The organism is Alphaproteobacteria bacterium LSUCC0396 (assembly GCA_041228345.1).
Taxonomy (GTDB): domain Bacteria; phylum Pseudomonadota; class Alphaproteobacteria; order Puniceispirillales; family Puniceispirillaceae; genus UBA3439.
In genome coordinates, this window is record CP166131.1 from 1054363 (window position 1) to 1075506 (window position 21144).

General features: G+C 49.3%; 20 protein-coding genes. 6 read left to right on the forward strand and 14 right to left on the reverse strand.

Annotated features, from left to right (window positions below):
- Positions 1-307 precede the first annotated feature (307 nt).
- Positions 308-2059 carry a lysophospholipid acyltransferase family protein gene (locus tag AB8881_05185; protein XDZ64278.1) on the forward strand — a complete coding sequence of 584 codons (1752 nt, stop codon included), beginning with the start codon at positions 308-310 and terminating at the stop codon, positions 2057-2059.
- Between the two features lie 732 nt (positions 2060-2791).
- A complete protein-coding gene (gene ppk2, locus AB8881_05190; GenBank protein ID XDZ64279.1) occupies positions 2792-3703 on the forward strand; it encodes a polyphosphate kinase 2 in 912 nt (303 codons plus the stop codon).
- Here ppk2 and AB8881_05195 read toward each other — a convergent pair whose 3' ends face one another.
- Both AB8881_05195 and AB8881_05200 read right to left on the reverse strand, forming a co-directional pair.
- Entirely contained in the window at positions 3704-5194 is a 1491-nt protein-coding gene (locus AB8881_05195; protein ID XDZ64280.1) for a CHAD domain-containing protein, read from the reverse strand.
- On the reverse strand, positions 5187-5459 hold the full coding sequence (locus AB8881_05200) for a helix-turn-helix domain-containing protein (protein ID XDZ64281.1): 273 nt from the start codon (positions 5457-5459) through the stop codon (positions 5187-5189). The genes AB8881_05195 and AB8881_05200 overlap by 8 nt, the downstream gene beginning before the upstream one ends.
- A gap of 81 nt (positions 5460-5540) precedes the next feature.
- Between AB8881_05200 and AB8881_05205 the strand changes: the two genes are divergently transcribed.
- Positions 5541-6023, forward strand: coding sequence for an NUDIX hydrolase (locus AB8881_05205; GenBank protein ID XDZ64282.1), 483 nt, complete (start codon positions 5541-5543; stop codon positions 6021-6023).
- 166 nt (positions 6024-6189) lie between these two features.
- On the opposite strand, the gene AB8881_05210 is transcribed toward AB8881_05205, so the two are convergent.
- Both AB8881_05210 and AB8881_05215 read right to left on the reverse strand, forming a co-directional pair.
- Positions 6190-6447: a hypothetical protein gene (locus AB8881_05210; GenBank protein ID XDZ64283.1), complete on the reverse strand. Its 258-nt coding sequence runs from the start codon at positions 6445-6447 to the stop codon at positions 6190-6192.
- Positions 6448-6908: 461 nt separating this feature from the next.
- On the reverse strand, positions 6909-8252 hold the full coding sequence (locus AB8881_05215; GenBank protein ID XDZ64515.1) for a hypothetical protein: 1344 nt from the start codon (positions 8250-8252) through the stop codon (positions 6909-6911).
- On the opposite strand from AB8881_05215, the gene AB8881_05220 reads away from it, so the two are divergent.
- A complete protein-coding gene (locus tag AB8881_05220) occupies positions 8141-8404 on the forward strand; it encodes a hypothetical protein (GenBank protein XDZ64564.1) in 264 nt (87 codons plus the stop codon). The two genes, AB8881_05215 and AB8881_05220, sit on opposite strands and share 112 nt — an antisense overlap.
- 267 nt (positions 8405-8671) lie before the next feature.
- Here AB8881_05220 and cueR read toward each other — a convergent pair whose 3' ends face one another.
- From cueR to AB8881_05235, 3 genes are all read right to left on the reverse strand, one after another.
- Positions 8672-9079, reverse strand: a complete 408-nt coding sequence (gene cueR, locus AB8881_05225) for a Cu(I)-responsive transcriptional regulator (GenBank protein ID XDZ64284.1) — start codon at positions 9077-9079, stop codon at positions 8672-8674.
- A 163-nt stretch (positions 9080-9242) separates the two neighbouring features.
- Positions 9243-10229: a glucokinase gene (locus tag AB8881_05230; protein XDZ64285.1), complete on the reverse strand. Its 987-nt coding sequence runs from the start codon at positions 10227-10229 to the stop codon at positions 9243-9245.
- On the reverse strand, positions 10229-11005 hold the full coding sequence (locus AB8881_05235; protein XDZ64286.1) for a hydroxypyruvate isomerase family protein: 777 nt from the start codon (positions 11003-11005) through the stop codon (positions 10229-10231). The genes AB8881_05230 and AB8881_05235 overlap by 1 nt, the downstream gene beginning before the upstream one ends.
- 209 nt (positions 11006-11214) lie before the next feature.
- Here AB8881_05235 and AB8881_05240 point away from each other — a divergent pair, with 209 nt between their 5' ends.
- Both AB8881_05240 and AB8881_05245 read left to right on the forward strand, forming a co-directional pair.
- Positions 11215-12759 carry an acyl-CoA carboxylase subunit beta gene (locus AB8881_05240; GenBank protein ID XDZ64287.1) on the forward strand — a complete coding sequence of 515 codons (1545 nt, stop codon included), beginning with the start codon at positions 11215-11217 and terminating at the stop codon, positions 12757-12759.
- 71 nt (positions 12760-12830) lie between these two features.
- A complete protein-coding gene (locus tag AB8881_05245; protein ID XDZ64288.1) occupies positions 12831-14894 on the forward strand; it encodes an acetyl-CoA carboxylase biotin carboxylase subunit in 2064 nt (687 codons plus the stop codon).
- Here the strand turns inward: AB8881_05245 and AB8881_05250 are convergent.
- Genes AB8881_05250 through AB8881_05280 form a run of 7 tightly spaced genes read right to left on the reverse strand, consistent with a single transcriptional unit; the run spans position 14850 to position 21079 of the window.
- A complete protein-coding gene (locus AB8881_05250; GenBank protein XDZ64289.1) occupies positions 14850-16262 on the reverse strand; it encodes an FAD/NAD(P)-binding protein in 1413 nt (470 codons plus the stop codon). The two genes, AB8881_05245 and AB8881_05250, sit on opposite strands and share 45 nt — an antisense overlap.
- Before the next feature lie 43 nt (positions 16263-16305).
- Positions 16306-16983, reverse strand: a complete 678-nt coding sequence (locus AB8881_05255; GenBank protein ID XDZ64290.1) for a fumarate hydratase C-terminal domain-containing protein — start codon at positions 16981-16983, stop codon at positions 16306-16308.
- Positions 16977-17909 (reverse strand): fumarate hydratase, encoded by a 933-nt coding sequence (locus AB8881_05260; protein ID XDZ64291.1) that lies wholly within the window; start codon positions 17907-17909, stop codon positions 16977-16979. Before AB8881_05260 ends, AB8881_05255 begins: the two co-directional genes overlap by 7 nt.
- The gene (locus AB8881_05265; protein ID XDZ64292.1) at positions 17906-19663 is read right to left on the reverse strand and encodes an L-aspartate oxidase; all 1758 of its coding nucleotides are present in this window, start codon (positions 19661-19663) and stop codon (positions 17906-17908) included. Before AB8881_05265 ends, AB8881_05260 begins: the two co-directional genes overlap by 4 nt.
- Before the next feature lie 4 nt (positions 19664-19667).
- Positions 19668-20009 (reverse strand): succinate dehydrogenase, encoded by a 342-nt coding sequence (locus AB8881_05270; GenBank protein XDZ64293.1) that lies wholly within the window; start codon positions 20007-20009, stop codon positions 19668-19670.
- Positions 20006-20350 carry a succinate dehydrogenase gene (locus tag AB8881_05275; protein XDZ64294.1) on the reverse strand — a complete coding sequence of 115 codons (345 nt, stop codon included), beginning with the start codon at positions 20348-20350 and terminating at the stop codon, positions 20006-20008. Before AB8881_05275 ends, AB8881_05270 begins: the two co-directional genes overlap by 4 nt.
- Complete coding sequence (locus AB8881_05280; GenBank protein ID XDZ64295.1) at positions 20351-21079, reverse strand: succinate dehydrogenase/fumarate reductase iron-sulfur subunit; 729 nt, start codon at positions 21077-21079, stop codon at positions 20351-20353.
- Positions 21080-21144: the final 65 nt, after the last annotated feature.

Genomic DNA, 21144 nt, shown 5'->3' on the forward strand with positions numbered 1-21144 from the left:
AGTCCACAATCTGGTAGCGATCTGGTATTACAATTTTGATACACTTATTTGACAAATGCGTGACAAATTTGTTCAACACGGCTCTGCACAGACATCTCCGCATTGCAAAATCAATACCTTCAGGTGGAACCAAAAAACTGGTCAATCACCAACTTTGTAATTGAACTTTACCTTTGTCATATTTTTGAAGCATTCATCCGTTAATGACGGATTTGGTCTTAATTTTTTCACATTTGCTAGAATTCTTTGACTGCATCACAGCGCAGCTAGCAATAACGAAAAGTGCGATTGTCCTGTGGGGGCGCAAATGCTTGATAATTTCGATTATGTTGTCAAAAAAATTGACACAGGGAAAATTCTGGAAAACCACGTTACTGGTTTCAAAAAATACCCCTCAATTCTTCGCACGATTGTGAAATACTTTTTGAGGGCTTTGGTAAGAGAAAAAGCAATCAACGATTTTCTTGAGGCCCATAAATATACTCGGAATTTTGATTTTATCGATGCCGTCTTCAATAGAATAAAAATTGACTGTCACATAAAGCAAAATGAAATCCAAAACATCCCTGCGCGAGGGCGAGTTTTAGTTGTAGCCAACCATCCCTTAGGCGGCATTGATGGGTTAACTCTTTTACGAGTAGTAGGTATGGTTCGGCGAGACGTAAGGATCGTGGCAAACAACATATTAATGTCAATTGATCCACTCGAAGGGTTGATGTTACCAGTAAACTCTTTCAGCGGTAACACAAGAAAAGCGGACATTGATCGAATCACGCAAGCACTTGAGAATGATGAGGCTGTAATCATCTTCCCGTCGGGGGAGGTGTCTCGTGCAGGAGCCAAAGGTATTCGCGATCGAAGCTGGTTACCTGGTTTTCTCAAGATTGCTGAAAAAACTTCAGCCCCAATATTACCGATATTTGTTAAAGGAAGAAACTCTGCTCTTTTCTATTTAACATCCAGAGTCAGCCAAGTAGCGTCTATGCTTCTACTTCCGAGAGAGATGCTAAATTACAAAGGAAAGATTGAACTTATTATCGGGCAATCGATCGAGGCAGAAACACTTTTCAAACTACCACTTCAGCGTAAGCAAATTGCACAATTAGTTAGCAAACATTTGCGGAGTCTTGGGAGCAAAAAAGCTCCAGTTTTTGAGACAAAAAAGAGTATAATCCATCCTGTTGAAAGACAAAGTTTGCGCAATGCTCTTCAAAAAGCTGAGCAGCTCGGCGAAACTGCTGATGGGAAAAAAATACTCCTTGCCGAGTATGATGAACGTTCACCAATAATGGATGAAATTGGGCGGCTACGTGAAATGACATTTCGCGCAGTTGGAGAAGGCACGGGAAAACAAAAAGATCTCGACCATTACGACCGGTATTATCGACACCTAATTCTTTGGGATGACGCTTCTCTTGAGATAGCTGGCGCTTATAGATTAGGAGAGGTGTGGCGTTGGTCAGATCAATCCCCTGATCACCTCTACTCAAGCAGTCTTTTTGAATATAAACCCAACATGAAGGCGCTACTCAATGAAGGGTTAGAGCTTGGCCGTAGTTTTGTTCAACCACAATATTGGGGCCTTAGAAGCCTTGATTATCTGTGGCAGGGCATTGGTGCATATTTACACTCAAACCAAGAGGTTAGATACTTATTTGGCCCTGTTTCACTATCAAGCAGTCTTCCAAAAAGTGCTCGCGATTTGCTTATTCATTTCTACAAAACCAACTATCCTGACCAAGATGCACTCGTAAAAGCGCGGATCCCTTATGTGGTTGAGAAGTCTGTTGAGGAAACTCTTAAAGCTGATTTTCCAGGGCATGACCTTAGACTTGAACAAGACCAATTAAAAGAGCGCCTGGAATATGTTGGTGTAAAAATCCCCACGCTGTTCAAACAATACTCTGAATTGTGCCAGCCAGGTGGTGTCAAATTTTGTGGGTTTAGTATTGATCCGGGATTTAATCACTGTGTTGATGGTTTTATTGTAGTTGACCTTGAAAAGGTTAAAGAGAAAAAGCGAGCTCGATATATTCGCAACCATAAAGATGAAAATTGATTAATTGTAGAAAACTAGCCTTTGTCATCGGGACATTGTTTTACTTCTATTTTGCAGAGACGCCACCACACAGTGTCTTTCATTGACTTTTTCCAAGATATTTATTGCACAAAAAGTCAGCCATCCCTCCATCACGAAGAAAATTGGACCCAGCTGGGCTTACACAGAAACGGGAAATCATGATTTCGAAAGTTAACACTTTTTTTGACAGAGCCACCTCTAAAGAGTGGCGTTTAATAACTGTGGGTAAAGATGTGGAGGGAGCCCAGCATGAACTTGAGTCATTAGACACAGGGGAGCGCGTTATTTTAAACTCATATGAGATAGAGAGGCGCTTTGTGTGCGAAGATTTTTTTGGACCAAAAAATATCAAGCAACTACTATTCAGTTCATTCAAAGGTTTTTTTTGACGGTAAACAGAAATTCAAACTGAGGCAATCATACAGCTGCAGACCATAAAGCACATATTATTAGTCATATTTATCGCCCAGCTTTACTCAAATGGAGTGAAGTCCCATAGCCTGCATACGCGACTTTAAGCCATTAAGATCCCCGTGCTGTTCCTCCAGTTCAAACCAAATATTCCATTGAGCCACCAATTTATGCAATTGTTGAGATTAACCCAAAAAACACCGGGATAAATTTTAACTGTTTTTTAAACTAAGAGCCTATCGAAGTATAGAAAACTGTGACAATTTAAAATAATCAAACAGCCTTTTATCGAGAAAAATCATGCCCAAAAAACACACTGGCGATAAGCTTTTTGACAACCTCATTGACGAAATGCTTGACGATACTTTAGAGCTCGACGCTGAGATTTTTGATTTGCCCAAAGAGTTGCGCGCAGAATTTGAAGCTCGACGGAAACAAACGTTAAGCAACAAAACATACTACAGAAACCTTTTGTCCTTGCAGGCTGAAATGATCAAACTTCAGGATTGGGTGATCAATACAAAAGCCAAAATTCTAATTATCTGTGAAGGGCGGGATAGCGCCGGCAAAGGTGGCGTAATCAAACGCATTACGCATCGCATGGACCCACGTGTGGCGAGAGTTGTTGCGCTCCCCAAGCCCAACGAACGCGAGGCTTCTCAATGGTATTTTCAACGTTATATGCCCCATCTACCGGCCGGTGGCGAGATGGTGCTATTTGATCGCTCTTGGTATAACCGAGCCGGTGTAGAGCGGGTAATGGGCTTTGCCTCAAAGAGCCAAGTCGAGCAGTTTTTTCAAGATGTGAAAGAGTTAGAGAAAATGCTGGTCAGGTCAGGAATTATTTTGTTGAAATATTGGTTTTCTATCACAGATGAAGAGCAACAGTTCCGATTTCAAATGCGTATACATGACCCAATGAAACAATGGAAATTATCACCGATGGACCTCGAAAGTCGGATTAGATGGGAACAATATACTAAGGCAAAAGAAGAAATGTTCGATCGCACTTCGACCGATACCGCACCTTGGTTTATTGTTGAGGGCAATGATAAAAGGCGGGAAAGGTTGAATTGTATGGCACATATCCTTTCACAAATACCGTATCATGAGGTACCACATACAAAAGTTAGCCTGCCTGAGCGCAAATTTAACCCAGATTATGAGCGGCGTACATTGCCCGACTCTCTCTATGTTCCCAAGATTTATTAATTAATTAGATCTTTGGATTTGCCTAATAATAGCTCTGACGCGTTTGAACTTTGGCTTGGCTAAGTCATATAATTTATCCATCTCACCAGAGACTATATCGCGTAGTTTGCCATTGACGTTCGTTGGAATTTCTGACGGCGTCGCTGTAGACAGTAATTCTAAAGACTTAGAAAGATCGTTGAAATTGCCAAGCAAGCCCTGCAAAGATTTAACCTCCTTGATTAGTCGAACTTCCTTGACGTCCCTGCCTTGCTGAAAAACTTCCAGCATATACCTCAATTTTTTTGTCCTAATGCGCAGGTCATGGATATTTTTAGAAAAGCTGCGCGCAGGAATACGCGAGAGACATTCAAAATTTCTAAGGTCGGCTTTTAATCTTTTATTACGTGCCTTAACCTCATTTTTTGTATCACTTTGAAGGTTTTCAATCCAAAAAAACAGGTGGGACAACAGCCTGTTATACCGATGGCTATTGTTTATAAACATCGCATCTTTAAGATGGTGATGTGTCTGTATGTCAACATAGCGGTCGAGTTTCGCAAAATCTCTTTTTAACTTAGGCTGAATAATTGGCAAAGATTCATGCTTCAGAACTTGCCAGTCCCTCGCAGCTCCAAGTTTTGTTTGCGCCCATTTCAATTCAGCATTAATTCCCTTCCGCTCTAAAAAGTTGAGACAATCTTTATGCCCTCTAAGGAGGGCACGAATACGGCGGATTGCAACTCTTGTTTGATGGATACTCTCCAACCGGTTATGCACTTGCTCAGGATTGTTTTTTAGTAACTGGAAAAACGCTATTGACAATAACTCCTTAAGACCAGTCTCAGCACTAACTTCTTCGGAGAGCTTTTCCCACTTAACTGGTCGGAATGCATACCTTTGGGAGGCCAAAGCATATCCATAATCGGCCTTCGAATATCCGTTTAACTTTATATTTACGGCTTTATTCAGTTCAAAGCCAAATTGCAGAAGGTTCTCAATGTCCCCATCGATAAGCTCTATCTCGATTTCGTTAAAAGTGCGGCTCCCAACCTTTCGCCGACAGCTTGCTATTACTCCTTGATCTAGGGCAATATTCAATCGACAGCCATACCACTTAATATCAATACTCCGACGTTTCACTTTTGTCTCAAAAACGGGGTGTAAATGCTCCTGTTGAAGCGAGCGAAGTCCATATAGACGTGTCTCTTTCTGGACGAGTGATGTGTCAGGGGACATTTTCTTAACTGATGCTGTTTTTTCATCCCGAATAAACAATGCTTGCCTATTCTGGCCTCTTGGTTTCAATGTTTGAGTAAATTGTCCCGCTGTGTCACGCACACGGAGCTCTAAACCTGCATTGCGCAACAGGTATCTCGGCGTATCAAAATAAACTGTGTGCGATATTTTGACCTGATCGCTCAAAATTTTACTACCGAGTTTTCGAAGAACCAGAATAATTCGTTCTAGATCATCAGTGGCTATGTTGTATTTTAACTCAATCTCAAGCATTAGTTTCTTCAAGTTGAATTTTAAAAAAGTCACTATCTTTCATGACTGGCTGCCCTTTTGGTTGTGTAAAATCCACACATTCAATGCCACACGATATTGCAAAACAGGCCAGTGACACCGCCTTTGGAATTTCTAATGGCTTTCCCTTCCGTTCGCCTTTTTCATAATATTGTACGGTGCGTAACTTTAGCCCAAGTTTGCGAGCTGCTTTCGTCTGACTGAAACCATGCGCTTTGCGCCACCTCTTGAACTCTTTAGATTTCATTACAAAACCAACCTAATAGAAATTATGCAATAGTTGCGTATTTAATATGTACATTTTGCATATTTGTGTTAACCTTTCAATATGAAAGTTGGAGCAATTGCCTATATAAATAACGCCAATGGCGTCGAATTGTGCTTTGTGAGTAGCCGTCGACACAAAGGCATAATTACTTTGCCTAAAGGGATAGTAAAACCAAATGAACAGCTGACCAAAGCTGCGACTCGTGAGCTCTTTGAGGAGGCTGGGGTAACAGGCAAAGTGAAGAGGAAATCGTACCCGTTGTTCTTCACGTCGAACAAAGTAGGGATCGAAGATATTTTGTATTTCTTTGTAAAAATCACCGCTGTTCAGGAAAATTGGCCCGAAGCTAACCATAGAAACCGGGTTTTTCTTACTGTAAATGAGGCATCAAGCAGGGCAACCAGCCAAGGCACAAGAGAAGTCCTTAATTGTTTGATGCGCGAACATACAGAAGCAGTTAAAGGCCCATTAAGCAACACATTCAACATCCCAATTTCACAGTGGGTCCTGTGGCTTGAAAAATTTCGCCTGCTTAAAAATTAAGAATAATTAGAATCAGGCAAGCAACAGTCGTTAGTGAGGCAACATGTCCAGACCGATAACAAGTAACAGCTAATTGTAACACTGCTACATTGTACTCTTAAAAACGGTCTAGAGAATACTGACGAGCAAAAACACAAATCATTACATAATCATTTAAAACAGGTTTCTAAACCAATGGTCCATGGACTATTTTCCAGCCAGAATTTCCTATTGGGATTTTTTTGGTTGAGCGTTGTTTGTGGCGGTCGCGCAGTGATTTCGCACTTCCATTTCTTTTTGTTGGCTGATTTATATTCGTCAACCTAAGAGCCTCAGAATGTTTCTCAAAGTTTATCGAGAGCAAATCAACAGCCTCTGGCGTCAGAAGGTGAATTTCGCTTTTAACGCGCCTTCTCTCTTTCTTTGCCTTTTTGTGCTTAGACATGCCAGATTTTCTGTGATGCCATTTTCTCGATTTATTGGGAACTCTATCAGGAACACAATTCAAATTGCTATGCATGCCGGCACCAATTCTAACTCTGTTTAGGTTAGAGTTACATCGCCATGTTGCATTTTTATAACAAACCTCTGCTTTTGTGACTTCTTATAGATAACACTACTAGCGATTCTGCAAGGAGCATTGCCTGAAAACAGATTTTGATGTTGGAATTCAAATTTTTTACACAACCTATGATAATTAACGAAGCCACAGCAAAAATTAGCAGTAAAATAATTGGGGCTTCTTAATACTATAGGTTTTTAGGCCTTAATTTAGACGCGTCTTGGCGTTCACTGATCAAATTTACAAACCAAAAGCGCCCCGTCCTCTTGTGTGAGGAATTATCATAGAGTGACCGCATGGCTTGGCACTCACAATCAAGACCTTGTGAAAAGTTATCAGAGAATTCAACAGAATAAAATTTCTGGATTGCACATAGCGCTTGCCGCAAAATCGGAAAAACGGCGCTGACAATTCAAATCAAACAAGCCCCTTACGCCCGGTTTAATATGTAATCGCATCACGCCTGGCTGGCATTCAAGCCGAATATTTTTCAACTGTTCACATGTGCCGGCACTAAATATTAGTGCAAACCGAAGAGCAAGTCCGACAGTGATGGCCTCGGCCTGCAGTTTTGGACCCAGTAAACTTTGCATTTCTTGCGGGTGTGGCTTATTTTGCTTTAATCCCGCATAGCGGTGATACAATGACATTGCCAACCACGTTCTTTCCTTGTGGGTCATGCAATTAACTGGCAAACCAAGAACGCGGCGTGCCGCCAAGTCGCCACGCATATCACTGTGTTCATGCCAGCACATATCCGCGAGGTTGCACGCCACATCCAAAAGCCGTGCAAACTGGGGTTCACGTCCATTTTTCAAAGGGTGCAAAAACTCCATTAGTTCATTCGCAAAACCGGCAAAACGACCGCTAGCTGCAGAAATTTCCTTGCTAATTGCGACTAAAAAATCTGCGCGCTGAGTGTCACTTAGCTCATTGATTGCAATCACTCCATCACGAATACTCGTTCCGCTGACAATGACTCGTCGTACTGCTGAGATGTTGACCAGCGCCCGAATAATCTTTGCTGCCATTGGCATCGTCGCACGACGAGCCAACGGTACACCTGCAAGCGGTGATGATGGCCGAAGAAAATCATTGCAAAGCATTAACGCGCTGTCACGGTTGATTTTGAGGCCGTGCAACACTGGCAACGGATAGTTCTCGCGCTCTATAAAAGCTGATCCTAATGCTCTAAAACTGCCGCCAACACCAAATAATTGTTTTGCGCCGAAACTTTCAATCCATCCAACTCCACGTATCGCATTAATAATTTCACCCTCTTCCACGTTCGAAAGGTGACCATGGTTAAGACTAACCGAATGCATGACCACGCCATCTTTTAGCGCTACAATTTCGATGCTTCCACCTCCAAGATCAGCAACTAAGCCATTAGCCTCTGGTACATTTAAAACCAGGCCTCTCGCAACATGGGCTGCCTCTTCCTGCTGCGATAAAATATGAATTGGCTGACCAAGAATTATCTCGGCAGGACGGCAAAACTCCTCACCATTTTTTGCGCGCCTCACCGCGGCGGTTGCTACTGGGTAACAGCTATCGACCTGCATCGCGTGGATTATTGAAGCAAATCGAGTTAGCGTTTCAAGCGCTGCCTCAATCCGTTCGTTTGCAAGCAAGCCTGTTTTATCGAGACCAGCGCCAAGTTGACAGTTTGAGCGCTCATCAAACAGCGGTGCCGGATAAGCACCATTCTTCCCATAAATTACCAGCCGAACCGAGTTTGAACCGATATCAATTACCGCAATTCGATCTGTTGGCGGCACAGCATCCTGATCAGCAACATGCGAGAGCCGTTCAGGCAATTTCATATTTCGTTGTTTAGCGGAGAGGTTCATTGTCTTTATGCTTAAATCCTAGAATTGTTAATTTGGTTTTGCCCAACCCACAAAATCTTATGAGATAAAACAACAATAAAATGATTATCAAAGAAAAAGCCTGTTTGATAGGATTTAGAGCGCACCCAATAAACTTAATGCTGCAAGGCAAAAGAACCACTCTCCGCGAAAACAACAAATCCTTGCGGCGGCAGCTTATATTTAAGCTTCCGCCACCAAAACCCGAAGCGAAAAGATCATACCGCTATCCTTTCTTAACGTTCGTCACCCTTATCACAGGCTAGCTTATTGATAATTGGGCAATCTGGCCGCGAGTTCCCCTGACAACTGCCAGCAAGATGCTGCAATTCATCGCGCAAGGCCTGTAGTTCGGCAAGCCTCCAGTCAATCTCATCAATTTTTTCAAGGGTGATCCGCTTCACCTCAGCGCTTGGCCGCTGGTCATCTTCATAAAGACTGAGTAGTTCACGGCATTGTTCGATGGAAAAACTATAGCGGCGCGCCCGCCCAACAAAACCCAGTTTGGCAATATCCGGTTCCGCATAAAGCCGATAGCCAGATCCAGAACGCCCGGCCGGTTCCACCAGTCCGATATCAGCATAATAGCGAACTGTTTTCACCGTCAGGTCAGCCCGCTTTGCCGCATCACTAATTTTATACATATCCGCTCTCATCCTGTATTTTGCGCATTTTAAACAGGCCAGCCTCACCCCGTTGGCAAAACCTTCCTTTTACAAGAACCTTATTTTTAAACTAGGTGCGATTGCCGCCTTGCACAAGGCTCTCAAAGCCGGCGTCTTTTATCAGGTTGCCAAAGCGACCAGCTTAGACATGGATGATGCGCTGCGACAGATAAGGGTTATCAAACCCGGCCGCCATGCCGCGCAATCCGCCAAGCGGGTCGCTTGAGAGATAGATCGGCACGGTTTCGAGATAGGAACGCCGCCGCCCATGATCATCAAACCGATCAAAAAAACCACTATCGCCAAGCAGATCAGCCAGTTTCGGCACAATCCCACCAGCAATCACCACACCGGCCCGCGCCCCTAGGCTTAGCACCGCATTCGCCGCAACCGTTGCAAGGCTCTGCAGCATCAAAGAAACCGCCGCCACTGCAGCCGCGTCACCGGCAAGAGCCAAGCCACCAATGTCTGGGGCTGGCCGCTTTTCGCCAGTCTGGCTGTAATAGACCGCCTCAAGCCCCGGCCCGCTGATAATACGTTCCGCCGAAACATGCCCAAACTCTGCGGCCAGATCGGCCAGCACTGCCTGTTCGGCCGCGTTGCGCGGGGCATAACTGACGTGACCGCCCTCACCCTCGATTATCTGAACCTGTTCACCAGCCGGCACCAATGCCGCAACACCAAGACCCGTTCCCGGCCCGATAACCAGCAATGGTGTTAAGGGATCACCATCGCCGCCGCGTAAAATCTGCCGGTGTTTTTGTGGCAACGGGCCGCCTTGCAGCAGGTCGCGCTGCGCCAAAGCCTGTGCGGTAAAATCATTCACCAGCAAATAACGGCGCGCACCAATAGCGGCGGTTAGCGCAGCAGCATCAAACTGCCAGTGATTATTGGTAATATCGACAGCAGCACCCGTAACAGGACCTGCCACGGCAAGCCCGAGCAACTCGATATCCAGCCTGTATTGATTGCAATAATGCAACAGCGCATCACCAGCTGTCGCAAAATCGGCGCAGGCCAGCACTTCAGGGTCTTTTAGCGCTGCCGGATCACAAGTTTGCGCCGCATCAACACGCTGATGCGCAATCCGCACCGACGTGCCGCCAATATCAACAACAAGCCGGGACATCACTGCCAGCCTCTGGCATTAGCAAGCCAGCCAAGCCCAGCCTCGGTCGATGCCACAGGGCGATATTCGGCGCCAATATATCCTTCATATCCAGCCGCATCCAATGCCAGCAGAATATCTTGATAGCATAGCTCGCCATGATCAGGCTCGCCCCGATCTGGCACCGCGGCGATTTGCACATGGCCAATAAAATCGAGGTTGGTTTCAATGCGCCTGATCACATCGCCCTGCATAATCTGGGTATGGTAACAGTCAAACATCAATTTTATATTGCCAAGCCCAACCCGCTTAATGGTCGCAATACCGGCCTCGATGGTGGATAGATGATACCCCGCAACATCACGCTGGTTAATCGGCTCGATCAAAATGGTTATGCCATGGCGTGCCGCCATCTCGCCAGCATAGGAGAGCTGTTCGCAATAAGTGGTTTCAGCTGTTGCACCAGCGTCGGTACGGCCGGCCATTACATGAACCGCACCGGTACCAGTCTTGGCGGCATAATCAATCGCCTCGTCAATGTAGCGGCGCGCCTCGGCGGTGCGTCCGGGACAGGCAGCAACACCAAAATCACCCGCATCAACATCACCGCGCCGAGTGTTTAGCCCCAGCATTGGCAATTTGGTGGCGGCCAGCGCGGCTGTTATCTCGGCCGGCGGCACATCAAAGGGCCAATGGCACTCGACCGCGTCAAACCCAGCCTTTGCGGCAGCCTCAATCGCGGCTGGCAACGGCAATTCAGTCCATAAAAACCCAAGATTGGCAGAAAAACGCAACATAGCCAGCTCCTCAAAAACGCCCGCCGAGAATGCCGGTTTTATTGATAGAAATCAATGCAACTGCACCGCGATATAACACCCCCAACACAAAAACAGATCAATAAGCGGGTGACGTTTGGCTGCGCGCTTTGTATGATCTTCGGGTGTGATCATGCAACGGCATTGCCGTGGTAAATAAGATCACAAATGACGCAATGATGGGACAGGGCATGAAACAGACAGGTCAGGACATTATCAAGGAATTGCAGGAACGCCGTGAGCAGGCGCGTCTTGGCGGTGGCAGTGCCCGTATCGAACGCCAACACGCCGCTGGCAAGCTGACCGCACGTGAACGGATTGATGTTTTGCTCGACCCCGGTTCATTTGAAGAAATTGATATGTTTGTCGTGCATCGTACCCGCGATTTTGGCATGGACGGCAACACGATTGCCGGTGACGGCGTTATTACCGGATCAGGACGGATTAATGGCCGCCTGATTTATGTTTTCTCACAAGATTTCACCGTTTTCGGTGGTTCGCTATCCGCCGCCCATGCCAGCAAGATTGTCAAGGTGCTGAAACTGGCAATCCAGAATGGCGCACCGGTTATCGGCCTGAACGACAGTGGCGGCGCACGCATCCAAGAAGGCGTTGACTCGCTGGGTGGCTATGCGGATGTGTTTTTGCAAAATGCGCTTGCCTCGGGCGTTGTGCCACAGATATCGGTGATTATGGGCCCTTGTGCTGGGGGTGCGGTTTATTCACCGGCAATGACCGATTTTACCTTCATGGTGCGGGGCAGCAGCTATATGTTTGTCACCGGCCCGGATGTGGTGAAAACTGTCACAAGCGAGGATGTAACCGCCGAACAGCTTGGCGGGGCTGACACGCATACCACACTGTCATCGGTTGCTGATGGGGCGTTTGACAATGATCTTGAGGCGCTTGCCGAAATTCGTCGCCTTGTCGGGTTTTTGCCATCGCATAACGCTGCCCAATTGCCGCAGCTTGACCGCGATGATGATCCGGCCCGCACCACACCCGCGCTTGATAGTCTGGTGCCGGAAAATGCAAATATGCCCTATGATATGCGCGAGCTTGTTACCAGCCTTGCCGATCATGGTGATTTCTTTGAATTACAGGCTGACTTCGCCAAGAATATCCTGACCGGTTTTGTTCGGTTGAACGGCGCGCCGGTGGGGGTGGTGGCGAACCAGCCGATGGTGCTTGCCGGATGTCTTGATATTGACTCCAGCCGCAAGGCCGCGCGCTTTGTTCGCTTTTGCGATGCCTTTAACATTCCTGTTCTCACCCTTGTCGATGTTCCCGGTTTCATGCCCGGAACCGCACAGGAATATGGCGGCATTATCAAACATGGCGCCAAGCTGTTATTCGCCTATGCCGAGGCCACCGTTCCAAAGGTTACATTGATTACCCGCAAGGCCTATGGAGGTGCCTATGATGTGATGAGTTCAAAACATCTTCGCGGCGACGCAAACTACGCCTGGCCAACTGCCGAGATTGCGGTGATGGGAGCCAAGGGTGCCGTTGAAATCCTCTACCGATCAGAGCTGGGGGACGCCGCGAAAATCGCTGCTCGCACGGCCGATTATGAGGCACGTTTTGCCAATCCTTTTATCGCTGCTGAACGCGGCTTTATTGATGATGTGATCATCCCGCAAAACAGCCGGTTCCGCATCATTCAGGCGTTTGAGAAACTGCGCGGCAAGCGCCAGCAAAATCCGGCCAAGAAATTTGGCAATATTCCACTTTAGCCCGGTTCCACACTGATGATGTTCCCCACTATCAACCGCCATCCCGTGACGCACCAAGCAGAGAGTTTGCCATGTTCGAAAAAATCCTAATTGCCAATCGCGGCGAAATTGCCTGCCGGATCATGCAGACGGCGCGCAAGATGGGCATCGCCACTGTTGCTGTCTATTCCGATGCAGACCGCACGGCAAAACATGTGCAGCTTGCCGATGAGGCGGTTGCGCTTGGCGGCATGACTGCGGCGCAAAGCTATCTTCAATCCGACAAAATCATTGCAGCCTGCCAGCAAACTGGTGCCCAAGCCGTGCATCCGGGCTATGGCTTTTTATCCGAGCAGGCCGGTTTTGCAACCGCGCTAGCGGAATGCGGCATTGAATTTATTGGCCCACCAGCGAACGCAATCGCGGCAATGGGCGATAAGATCGAGTCTAAAAAACTGGCAAAGGCGGCTGGTGTCAGCACGGTTCCCGGGCATATTGGGGTGATTGCAAGCGCCGACGAGGCGATTAAGATTGCCGATGAAATTGGCTATCCGGTGATGATCAAGGCCAGTGCTGGCGGCGGCGGCAAAGGGATGCGGATTGCCCATTCATCTGGCGAGGTCGCCGAGGGCTATGCCACCGCAATGCGCGAAGCGGCATCCAGCTTTGGCGATGATCGGGTATTTATCGAAAAATTCATCACCAGCCCACGCCATATCGAAATTCAGGTGCTAGCTGATAAGGCCGGAAATTGCATCCATTTGAACGAACGCGAATGTTCAATTCAGCGGCGTAACCAGAAAATCATCGAAGAAGCACCATCACCCTTTCTTGATGATGCAACCCGTCAGGCAATGGGCGCCGAGGCCATAAGGCTGGCGGCGGCGGTGGGCTATTACAGCGCCGGCACGGTCGAATTCATTGTTGATCGCGAACGCAATTTCTATTTTCTGGAGATGAATACCCGCCTGCAGGTCGAACATCCAGTGACCGAATTGATCACCGGGTTAGATCTGGTCGAAGAAATGATCAATATCGCGGCGGGCAAGGAATTGCGTTATGCGCAAACGGATATCGGCATCAATGGCTGGGCCATGGAAAGCCGCCTCTATGCCGAAGACCCTTATCGCAATTTCATGCCGGCAATTGGCCGCCTGTCGCTTTATCGCCCCCCAGCCGAAGACAAGCATGATGATGACACGATCACGCGCAATGATACCGGCGTTGGTGAAGGTGACACAATCTCGATCTATTATGATCCGATGATTGCGAAATTATGCAGTTGGGGCAGTGATCGCAATGCGGCGATTGGCCGGATGCAGACTGCGCTTGATGCCTTTACCATGCGCGGCATCGGCCATAATATTCCGTTCCTGTCGGCCGTGATGGAACATGAGCGCTTTATCAGCGGCGCAATCACTACTGCCTTTATTGATGAGGAATATCAGGACGGGTTCAAAGGCGTGATCGCATCAAAGCCGCGTCAACGCCACCTTGGCATGATCATTGCCGCCGCCGCATATGGCGAGGCGGCACGACTAGCGGGCAGTGATACAGCCCCAACCCACCCACGCCATGATGACAGCCGTAACCAGCAGATTGTGCAATTTACTGATATCGAAACTGGCGCACATGATCGTGAGGCGGATTTGGAACTGACAATCTGCCGGTCGGATGATGCTGGCTATGTCATCACAGTCGCCGCAGATCCTGATAACGAAATCCGCCTGAATTTGGAACAGACGCCGGGGAGCCCGCGACTTACCGTCCAGATTACCGAGCGTGACGACACCGCCGCATATGTTTGTGAATTATGGCGACAGCAGGATCGCTGGCATCTCTATTATCGGGGAACCAATTTATGCGCGCATGTACGGGCACCGCATATCGCCCAATTGGCGCACCATATGAAGCCGGTCGAACGTCCCGATACATCGAATATGCTGTTATGCCCGATGCCGGGCAGCCTGATTAAGTTATTCGTCAAAAATGGCGATATTGTCGAAGCTGGTCAGACCTTATGTATTGTTGAGGCGATGAAAATGGAAAATGCGCTCATCGCTGAAAAACGTTGCAAGGTGGATAGACTGCTTGCTGGTGAGGGCGATATATTAAGCGTCGATGCCACCATCATGACGTTTGCCCCTGCCGACTAGCTGTTCGGCAAAATTGCCAGCAACCCTTATCGCGGCCAGTGAAACCTCGCTGGCGGCAACAACATCGCCAAGGCTGCTGGCCATCTGGGGACCAATCATCAGCAGGTTTTTACTGGCACTGCCATCAGGCCGGATGATTTGGTTATCCGCAGTGACCCGAAGCCCTTTTCCAAGCGCATCAGCAACGCCGATACCGGCTGTTACCAAACTCGCAAGAAACGGGTCTTGGCCTGCACCGGTGCAATTAATCACATAATCAACATCAAGGCAGCGCACCTCACCAGCAGCGCCCGTCAGATCAAGCCGCAGCGGCGTATCGTCGCCCGGGTTAATCGCTGTCAGCCGTGCATGACAGATATCCAGAATACCCGATTGCTGCAGCCGCGTTGCCGCGACGATGGTTTGCGGTGCGGCGCGATAACGGTAGCGCGACCACAGCCATCCAAGGCGGCGCATTAACCGCCGCCGATCATCATCATTCAATGCCGCCCATTGCTGGTTAATGTCGATGCGCAATTCCTCAAAGGCCGCTTGCCAGCGCGAATCTTCTGGCGGTAGATCGGGCAGATAACTGCGGAACCGGCGCAAGATTTTTGACGGGCGTGGCGGTTTTGGCCAAATTGGCGGCCCCTGTTTTACCCAATCTGCCTGTACTGGCGGCAGGTTACCATGTGGTGCCAGCAGATAAATCTGCGCCTGATGATTGCGCCGTGCCAACGCGGTAATCGCGTCCAACGCGGTCAGGCCACTGCCAATAATGGCAATGCGCGATCCGCTGGTTACATGGTCAAGCCAGCGCCCATCCCACGGATTTTGCACCAGCAGTTTTGCCGTCGCTGGCGATGCCATAACCGCGTGATTAACCCGGCACGGCCATTGCGGCGTTGGATTGCCAGTTGCCAGAATGACATGATCGGCGGTGATCAGGCGGCCATCATCAAGGCTTGCTTGCCAGCCGCCGCTGTCGGCCGTGCCAAGGCTGGTTACAATTTGCTGGTGATGGGTGATGCCATTATGCGGCGCGCCAGCATCGGCCAAAACCGTATCAAGGCAGCTTTTCACATAACGGGCAAAATCACGACGCCGGTAAAAATTACCGGAATTCTGCACGGCCTCCGGATCATCGGTGATATTCGCTTTTGCCCAAAGGCCGAAATCATCACGCTTTTCAGGCCATATCCACATCAGTGCGGCACGCACATTCAGCCGGAAATCCTTATCGTCACAGCCATAGGCATTGCCCGCACCAAGCGCACCCGGCCCGACAATCGTGATCGTGGCCGGTTTTATGCCAGCTTGGACCAGATGAATTACGGTCACCGCAGCAGCAAAACCACTGCCAATAATCAGGATATTTTGATCGGCCACAGCCAAATTCCTTTATTGCCCTTCGGCCTGATGCCAACCGTGGTCAGATCAATTCATCGCTGCGGTCATCGGTTTCGCCAAAGCGTTTCAGAACCGCTGGTCGGGTGCCTTCATAGACCTTATCAAGCGATGCCGCGATACGGGCATTTTCACGCTCAAACAGGCTATTGCCGGCAAGGTCGCTCTCGACAATGAAGGGGCCGAAATTTTCCACCTCAAGAACCCACATGGCCTGCGCAAGCCCAAGTTCCTTTTTCCAGTGAAGATTGCTGACCTGTTTGACACCGCGGCCCAAAAGCGCGCCCGTTCCATAGCCAACCGTGGTCAGATAAATGGCACCATGCGGCACGAAATGCTCGCGGTAATCCTTGGCGCTCATTCCGCCTTTACCAATGATCAGCTTGGCCCCGGATGCGGCCAGCCACGGGCCGATCCATTTGGAAAACCGAAAGGATGCGGTTGCTGTTACCGCACCAAGATCAAAGCTGCCATCATCATGCTGAGTGGCAGCGGGCGAGCAATGAAAATTGGCCGCACTCTCGCCGGGTAACGCCAGCGGCATTGCAACGCCATCTTCCAGCACGCGTTTATAAACCCCTTCACGCGCGGTATAGACAGTCCCATCAAGATAAACAATATCGCCAATCACCAGACCGGCCAATGCTTCGGCGGTGGGGTTCGCGCTGAGGCGAATTTTACGCGGTTTGCTCGGCTTTACCATTCGACTGTCTCCCGCCTCTGATAATCGGTAAACCATTCAGGGTCAGTGCGATATTCAACCCGCCCATCATCAAAAATCCGCGCTACCGCACGGCGCGACGACAAACAAAAGGCATGAACACTCATTTGCATCCCGCCAGTATGGCAATAGCCAACCTCGATATTGCAATCAATCACCATTGATTTGCCAACGAACCCCATCGCGCCCATACCGATGTTGTTGCCCAATGTCTTGAACTCATCCTCAAGCGCGGCAATTTTCGGATCAGGATTACGGTTGCCAACGACACGCAGACAGGCGGCACGCTTGCCAAGCACCATGCAGCTATCTTTTGAGCCGCCAAGACCAATGCCGATAATCGCCGGTTGACAGGCCAGACCGCGCTTGCCAAACGCCACCAGCGAGTCGAGGTAAAACCGCTTGATGCCCTCGATGCCGTCACTTGGAAACAGCATCCGGTAATCAGTGCCAAACAGGCCGCCCTTGTGAACAGTAATCAGATCAATCCAATTACCGTTCGGTTCAAACCCATATTCGATTTCCGGCGCCCCAATGCCGACATTATTATCATGGTCGGTTCGCCATAATGGATGCACCCGGTTTGGCCGCAATGGCACCGATTGTGTTGCGTTTGCGGTCGCACGTCGCAGCGCCGCCTCAAGCGCGACCGGCCCACCATCAATTTGCGCCTCATTACCCATTTTGACATACCATCGAGGACAGCCAGTATCACCGCACATGGCGCGGCTGTCTTCTTTTGCGGCTGCGTAATTTTCCAGCATCGCCTCAAGCACAAAACTGGACAGGTCACCATCCTCGTCATTGGCGGCCTGTTGCAAACCGGCAAGGTAATCATCGGGAATTTCAATTGCTGCTTTCGCCATCAGGCTTTCAGCGGTTTGTTGAATAAGCTCGATATTGATCATTGTGCAGCCCCCACCAGCGTTTCGGCCTCGTCCGCCCCAAGCAGTGACTCGCCCGGCTTGACGATGGTGAATTTCACTGCCTCGCGGGAAACTTCAATGCCCTTATCGCCCGATGTTGCAACAGTGAAATAGGATTGGTCAAACGATCCGGCGTCAGGGAAATCTTCGCGGAAATGCGCCCCACGTGAATTCTCGCGCGACAGACCAGCCTTGGCAATCACCTCGGATGTATCAATCAGGCTTTGCAGACTTAACCAATCATGCCATGATAGGTTAAAGGCCAGATTATCGGCAGCAACGCCAACCGTTTCCATTTCGTCTTTCAAGGCAGCAATCTTTTTAATGCCGCGCTGAATACCAGCAGCATCGCGCATCACCCCGACATCATCCCACATGATATCCATCAGCTGTGTGCGCAATTCCTGAACATTACCCGGTTTCGCCGAGAACGGAATAAGCGCGCGCGCGAGCTCTTCATCAAGAACGGTCTCATCCGGATCATGCAATGCGCCCATTTTCATAGCATCAGCGCCCATTACATCACCTGCAATACCGCCATAAACAGTAGAATTCGCAACACCATTACCGCCAAGACGATTTGATCCATGCGCTCCGCCAGCATCCTCACCAGCAACATAAAGGCCGTGAAGGTCTGTGCGGGTATCAACGTCAACAACAACCCCGCCCATCAGATAATGTGCGGTTGGCACCACCTCGACCAAACCGGCAGCAAGATCAAATCCACTATCGGCGCAGCGCTTGACCATACCTTGGAATTTCTTGGCAACAACGTCCGGCCCAAGATGCGCCATCGAGATATAAACCCCGCCATAGGGCGAGGTACGACCCTGCCGCATTTCTTCGTAAATAGCGCGGCTGACAATATCGCGTGTGGCGCGTTCGCCCGCATCATCATAATCAAACATAAACCGGTTATTCTCGCCATTGATCAGATAGCCACCAGCCCCGCGAAGCCCCTCTTCAAGCACCGTGCCAGTCATTTTTGTTTCGTCACCCGCCATCAGGCCGGTCGGATGAAACTGCACCATTTCCATATCACGCAGCCTAAGCCCGCGGCGCAATGCCATCGACAATCCGTCCATGCTCTTATCGCCGGATGGGGTGTGATATTTATACATTGTCGGGCCGCCACCGGTTGCCATCAGCACAGTTTTCGCCCGCACTAAACGGAACGTGCCGCGCCGCATATCAATAAACAAAACCCCGGCAAGCGCGCTGCCATCGCGTGACGGGATCAACCCGATTGCGCGATGTTCCTGCATTTTTTCAACGGGGCGCGACAGCACCTGTTCCATCAGGCGGCCAATAATCTCGATACCGGTCAAATCGCCCTTATGGGCGGTGCGGTCAAAGGTCTGTCCGGCAAAGGCCTTTTGATGCAGCGTGCCATCACTGTTGCGGTCGAAAAAACAGCCGATTTCATTTTCCAGCTCATGAATACGGGTTACTGCCGTGGTGACAAGTCGCCAGGCCATATCCTGATCAGGAAGCCATTTGCCGCCGATGATCGTATCCATGAAATGACGCTCGACCGAATCTTGGGGATGTAGCGCCACATTATAGCCGCCCTGCACCATCCGCGTGCAGCCGCATTTGCCGATCAGCCCCTTCACCGCGATTGTAACTTTTTGATCCGGTGCAGCCTTTTGCGCGTGAAGGGCGGCAAACAGACCCGCCCCACCAGTGCCCAAAATCAGAATATCGGTATCATGTCGTTCAATGATTGGTTTCATCAGATTAAATCGCTTTCAAAAAGAATAGTGTCGACACCAGAAAGGCCAGTGCGACGGCCGACGCCGCCATGGTTTTCTGATGCGGGCTCCATGGCAGAAATTCCAGCGCCATAAGCCGCAGCCCGCCAAAAAGATGGACGGCCAGCAAAAACACCAGCCCAAATTCAGCCAGTTTAACAATCGTCAAATCGGTAAAACGCAGAAAGCCGTCAAGGCGCACCGGCGCCGACACGGCAAGAGACAACATATAGAAATGAACCGGCAAAAATAGCGCCAGACTAAGCCCCGATAGCCGGTGCAGCAAAAAGGCAAACCACAGAGGGTGCGATCGGTGCGGCCTTATCATAGCCCGCCTCCTGCAAAGGTAACGCTATAAACCGCCTTGCCGCCAAGCCCCAGCAACGCCGCAAAAACTGCCCAGCTGAAAAGCGTTAGGGCGCGCCCCCTAAGCCCTAGCCATTCAAAGCTGATTACCCGCACGCCAATGGCCCCATGCACTGACACCGCAACAACAAAACTGCCGTAAAATAAAAACCATGCAACAGAGCCTTGTGTACGGGCCAGAATTTCGGCAACCGTCAAGCCGCCCTGAACCGCATAGATCATGACCGCAATATGGCCGATTACTAGTGGCACCATAATCAGCGCGGTTAGACGCTGTGCCATATATAAACGAATATCCAGCATCTAGCGGCTCCGCCGGAACAATGCCTTGGTCGTTTCCCGCTTTAATCCAGCGATCGACAAGGTGGGGTTAAGTTCGTTCGGACAATATTGCACACAGCCTTGCTGAGAGTGGCAATTGTGACATCCACCGTTCGAGCCAACCGCCGCCAGCCTTACATCCTGACCGGCATCACGGCTGTCATTCAACAACGACCATGACCGGTTCAAGGCTGCCGGACCAAAATAATCGGGGTTCGACTCGACCACATCACACGCCGCATAACAGATCGCACAATTGATACATTCAATCGCCTCACTCGCCGCAATGCGCATTGGATCATCGGGCGTAATCGGCGCCATCGGATCGTCCCGGGTGGCACTGGGATGAAACACCGCCTTGGCAGCAACCCATTTTTCGAAAAACGGATCCATATCGGTTGCCAGATCCTTAATCACTGGTAGGTTCCGCAATGGCGCAACTTCCAATTCATCACCGGCGACAACCTTGCTGACATGCGTGCGGCAGGTCCAGCGCGGCGCACCATTAACCATCATCGCACATGATCCGCACATCCCAACACGGCAGGCGAACCGGTACGATAAAGTCGGGTCAATATATTGTTGAACATACGCCACGACATCAAGCACCGTCTGGTTTTCACGCGCCGGCACCTGATATTTCTCAAAGCGGCCATCATCGCCGCTTTCGCGCCAGATCGACACGGTCATCATTTGCGTTTCATCCGCCACCAGATCACTCCATTTGATTAAACTATCAAAACTATAAATTTAATTTTTTCTTTAATAAAATAAAT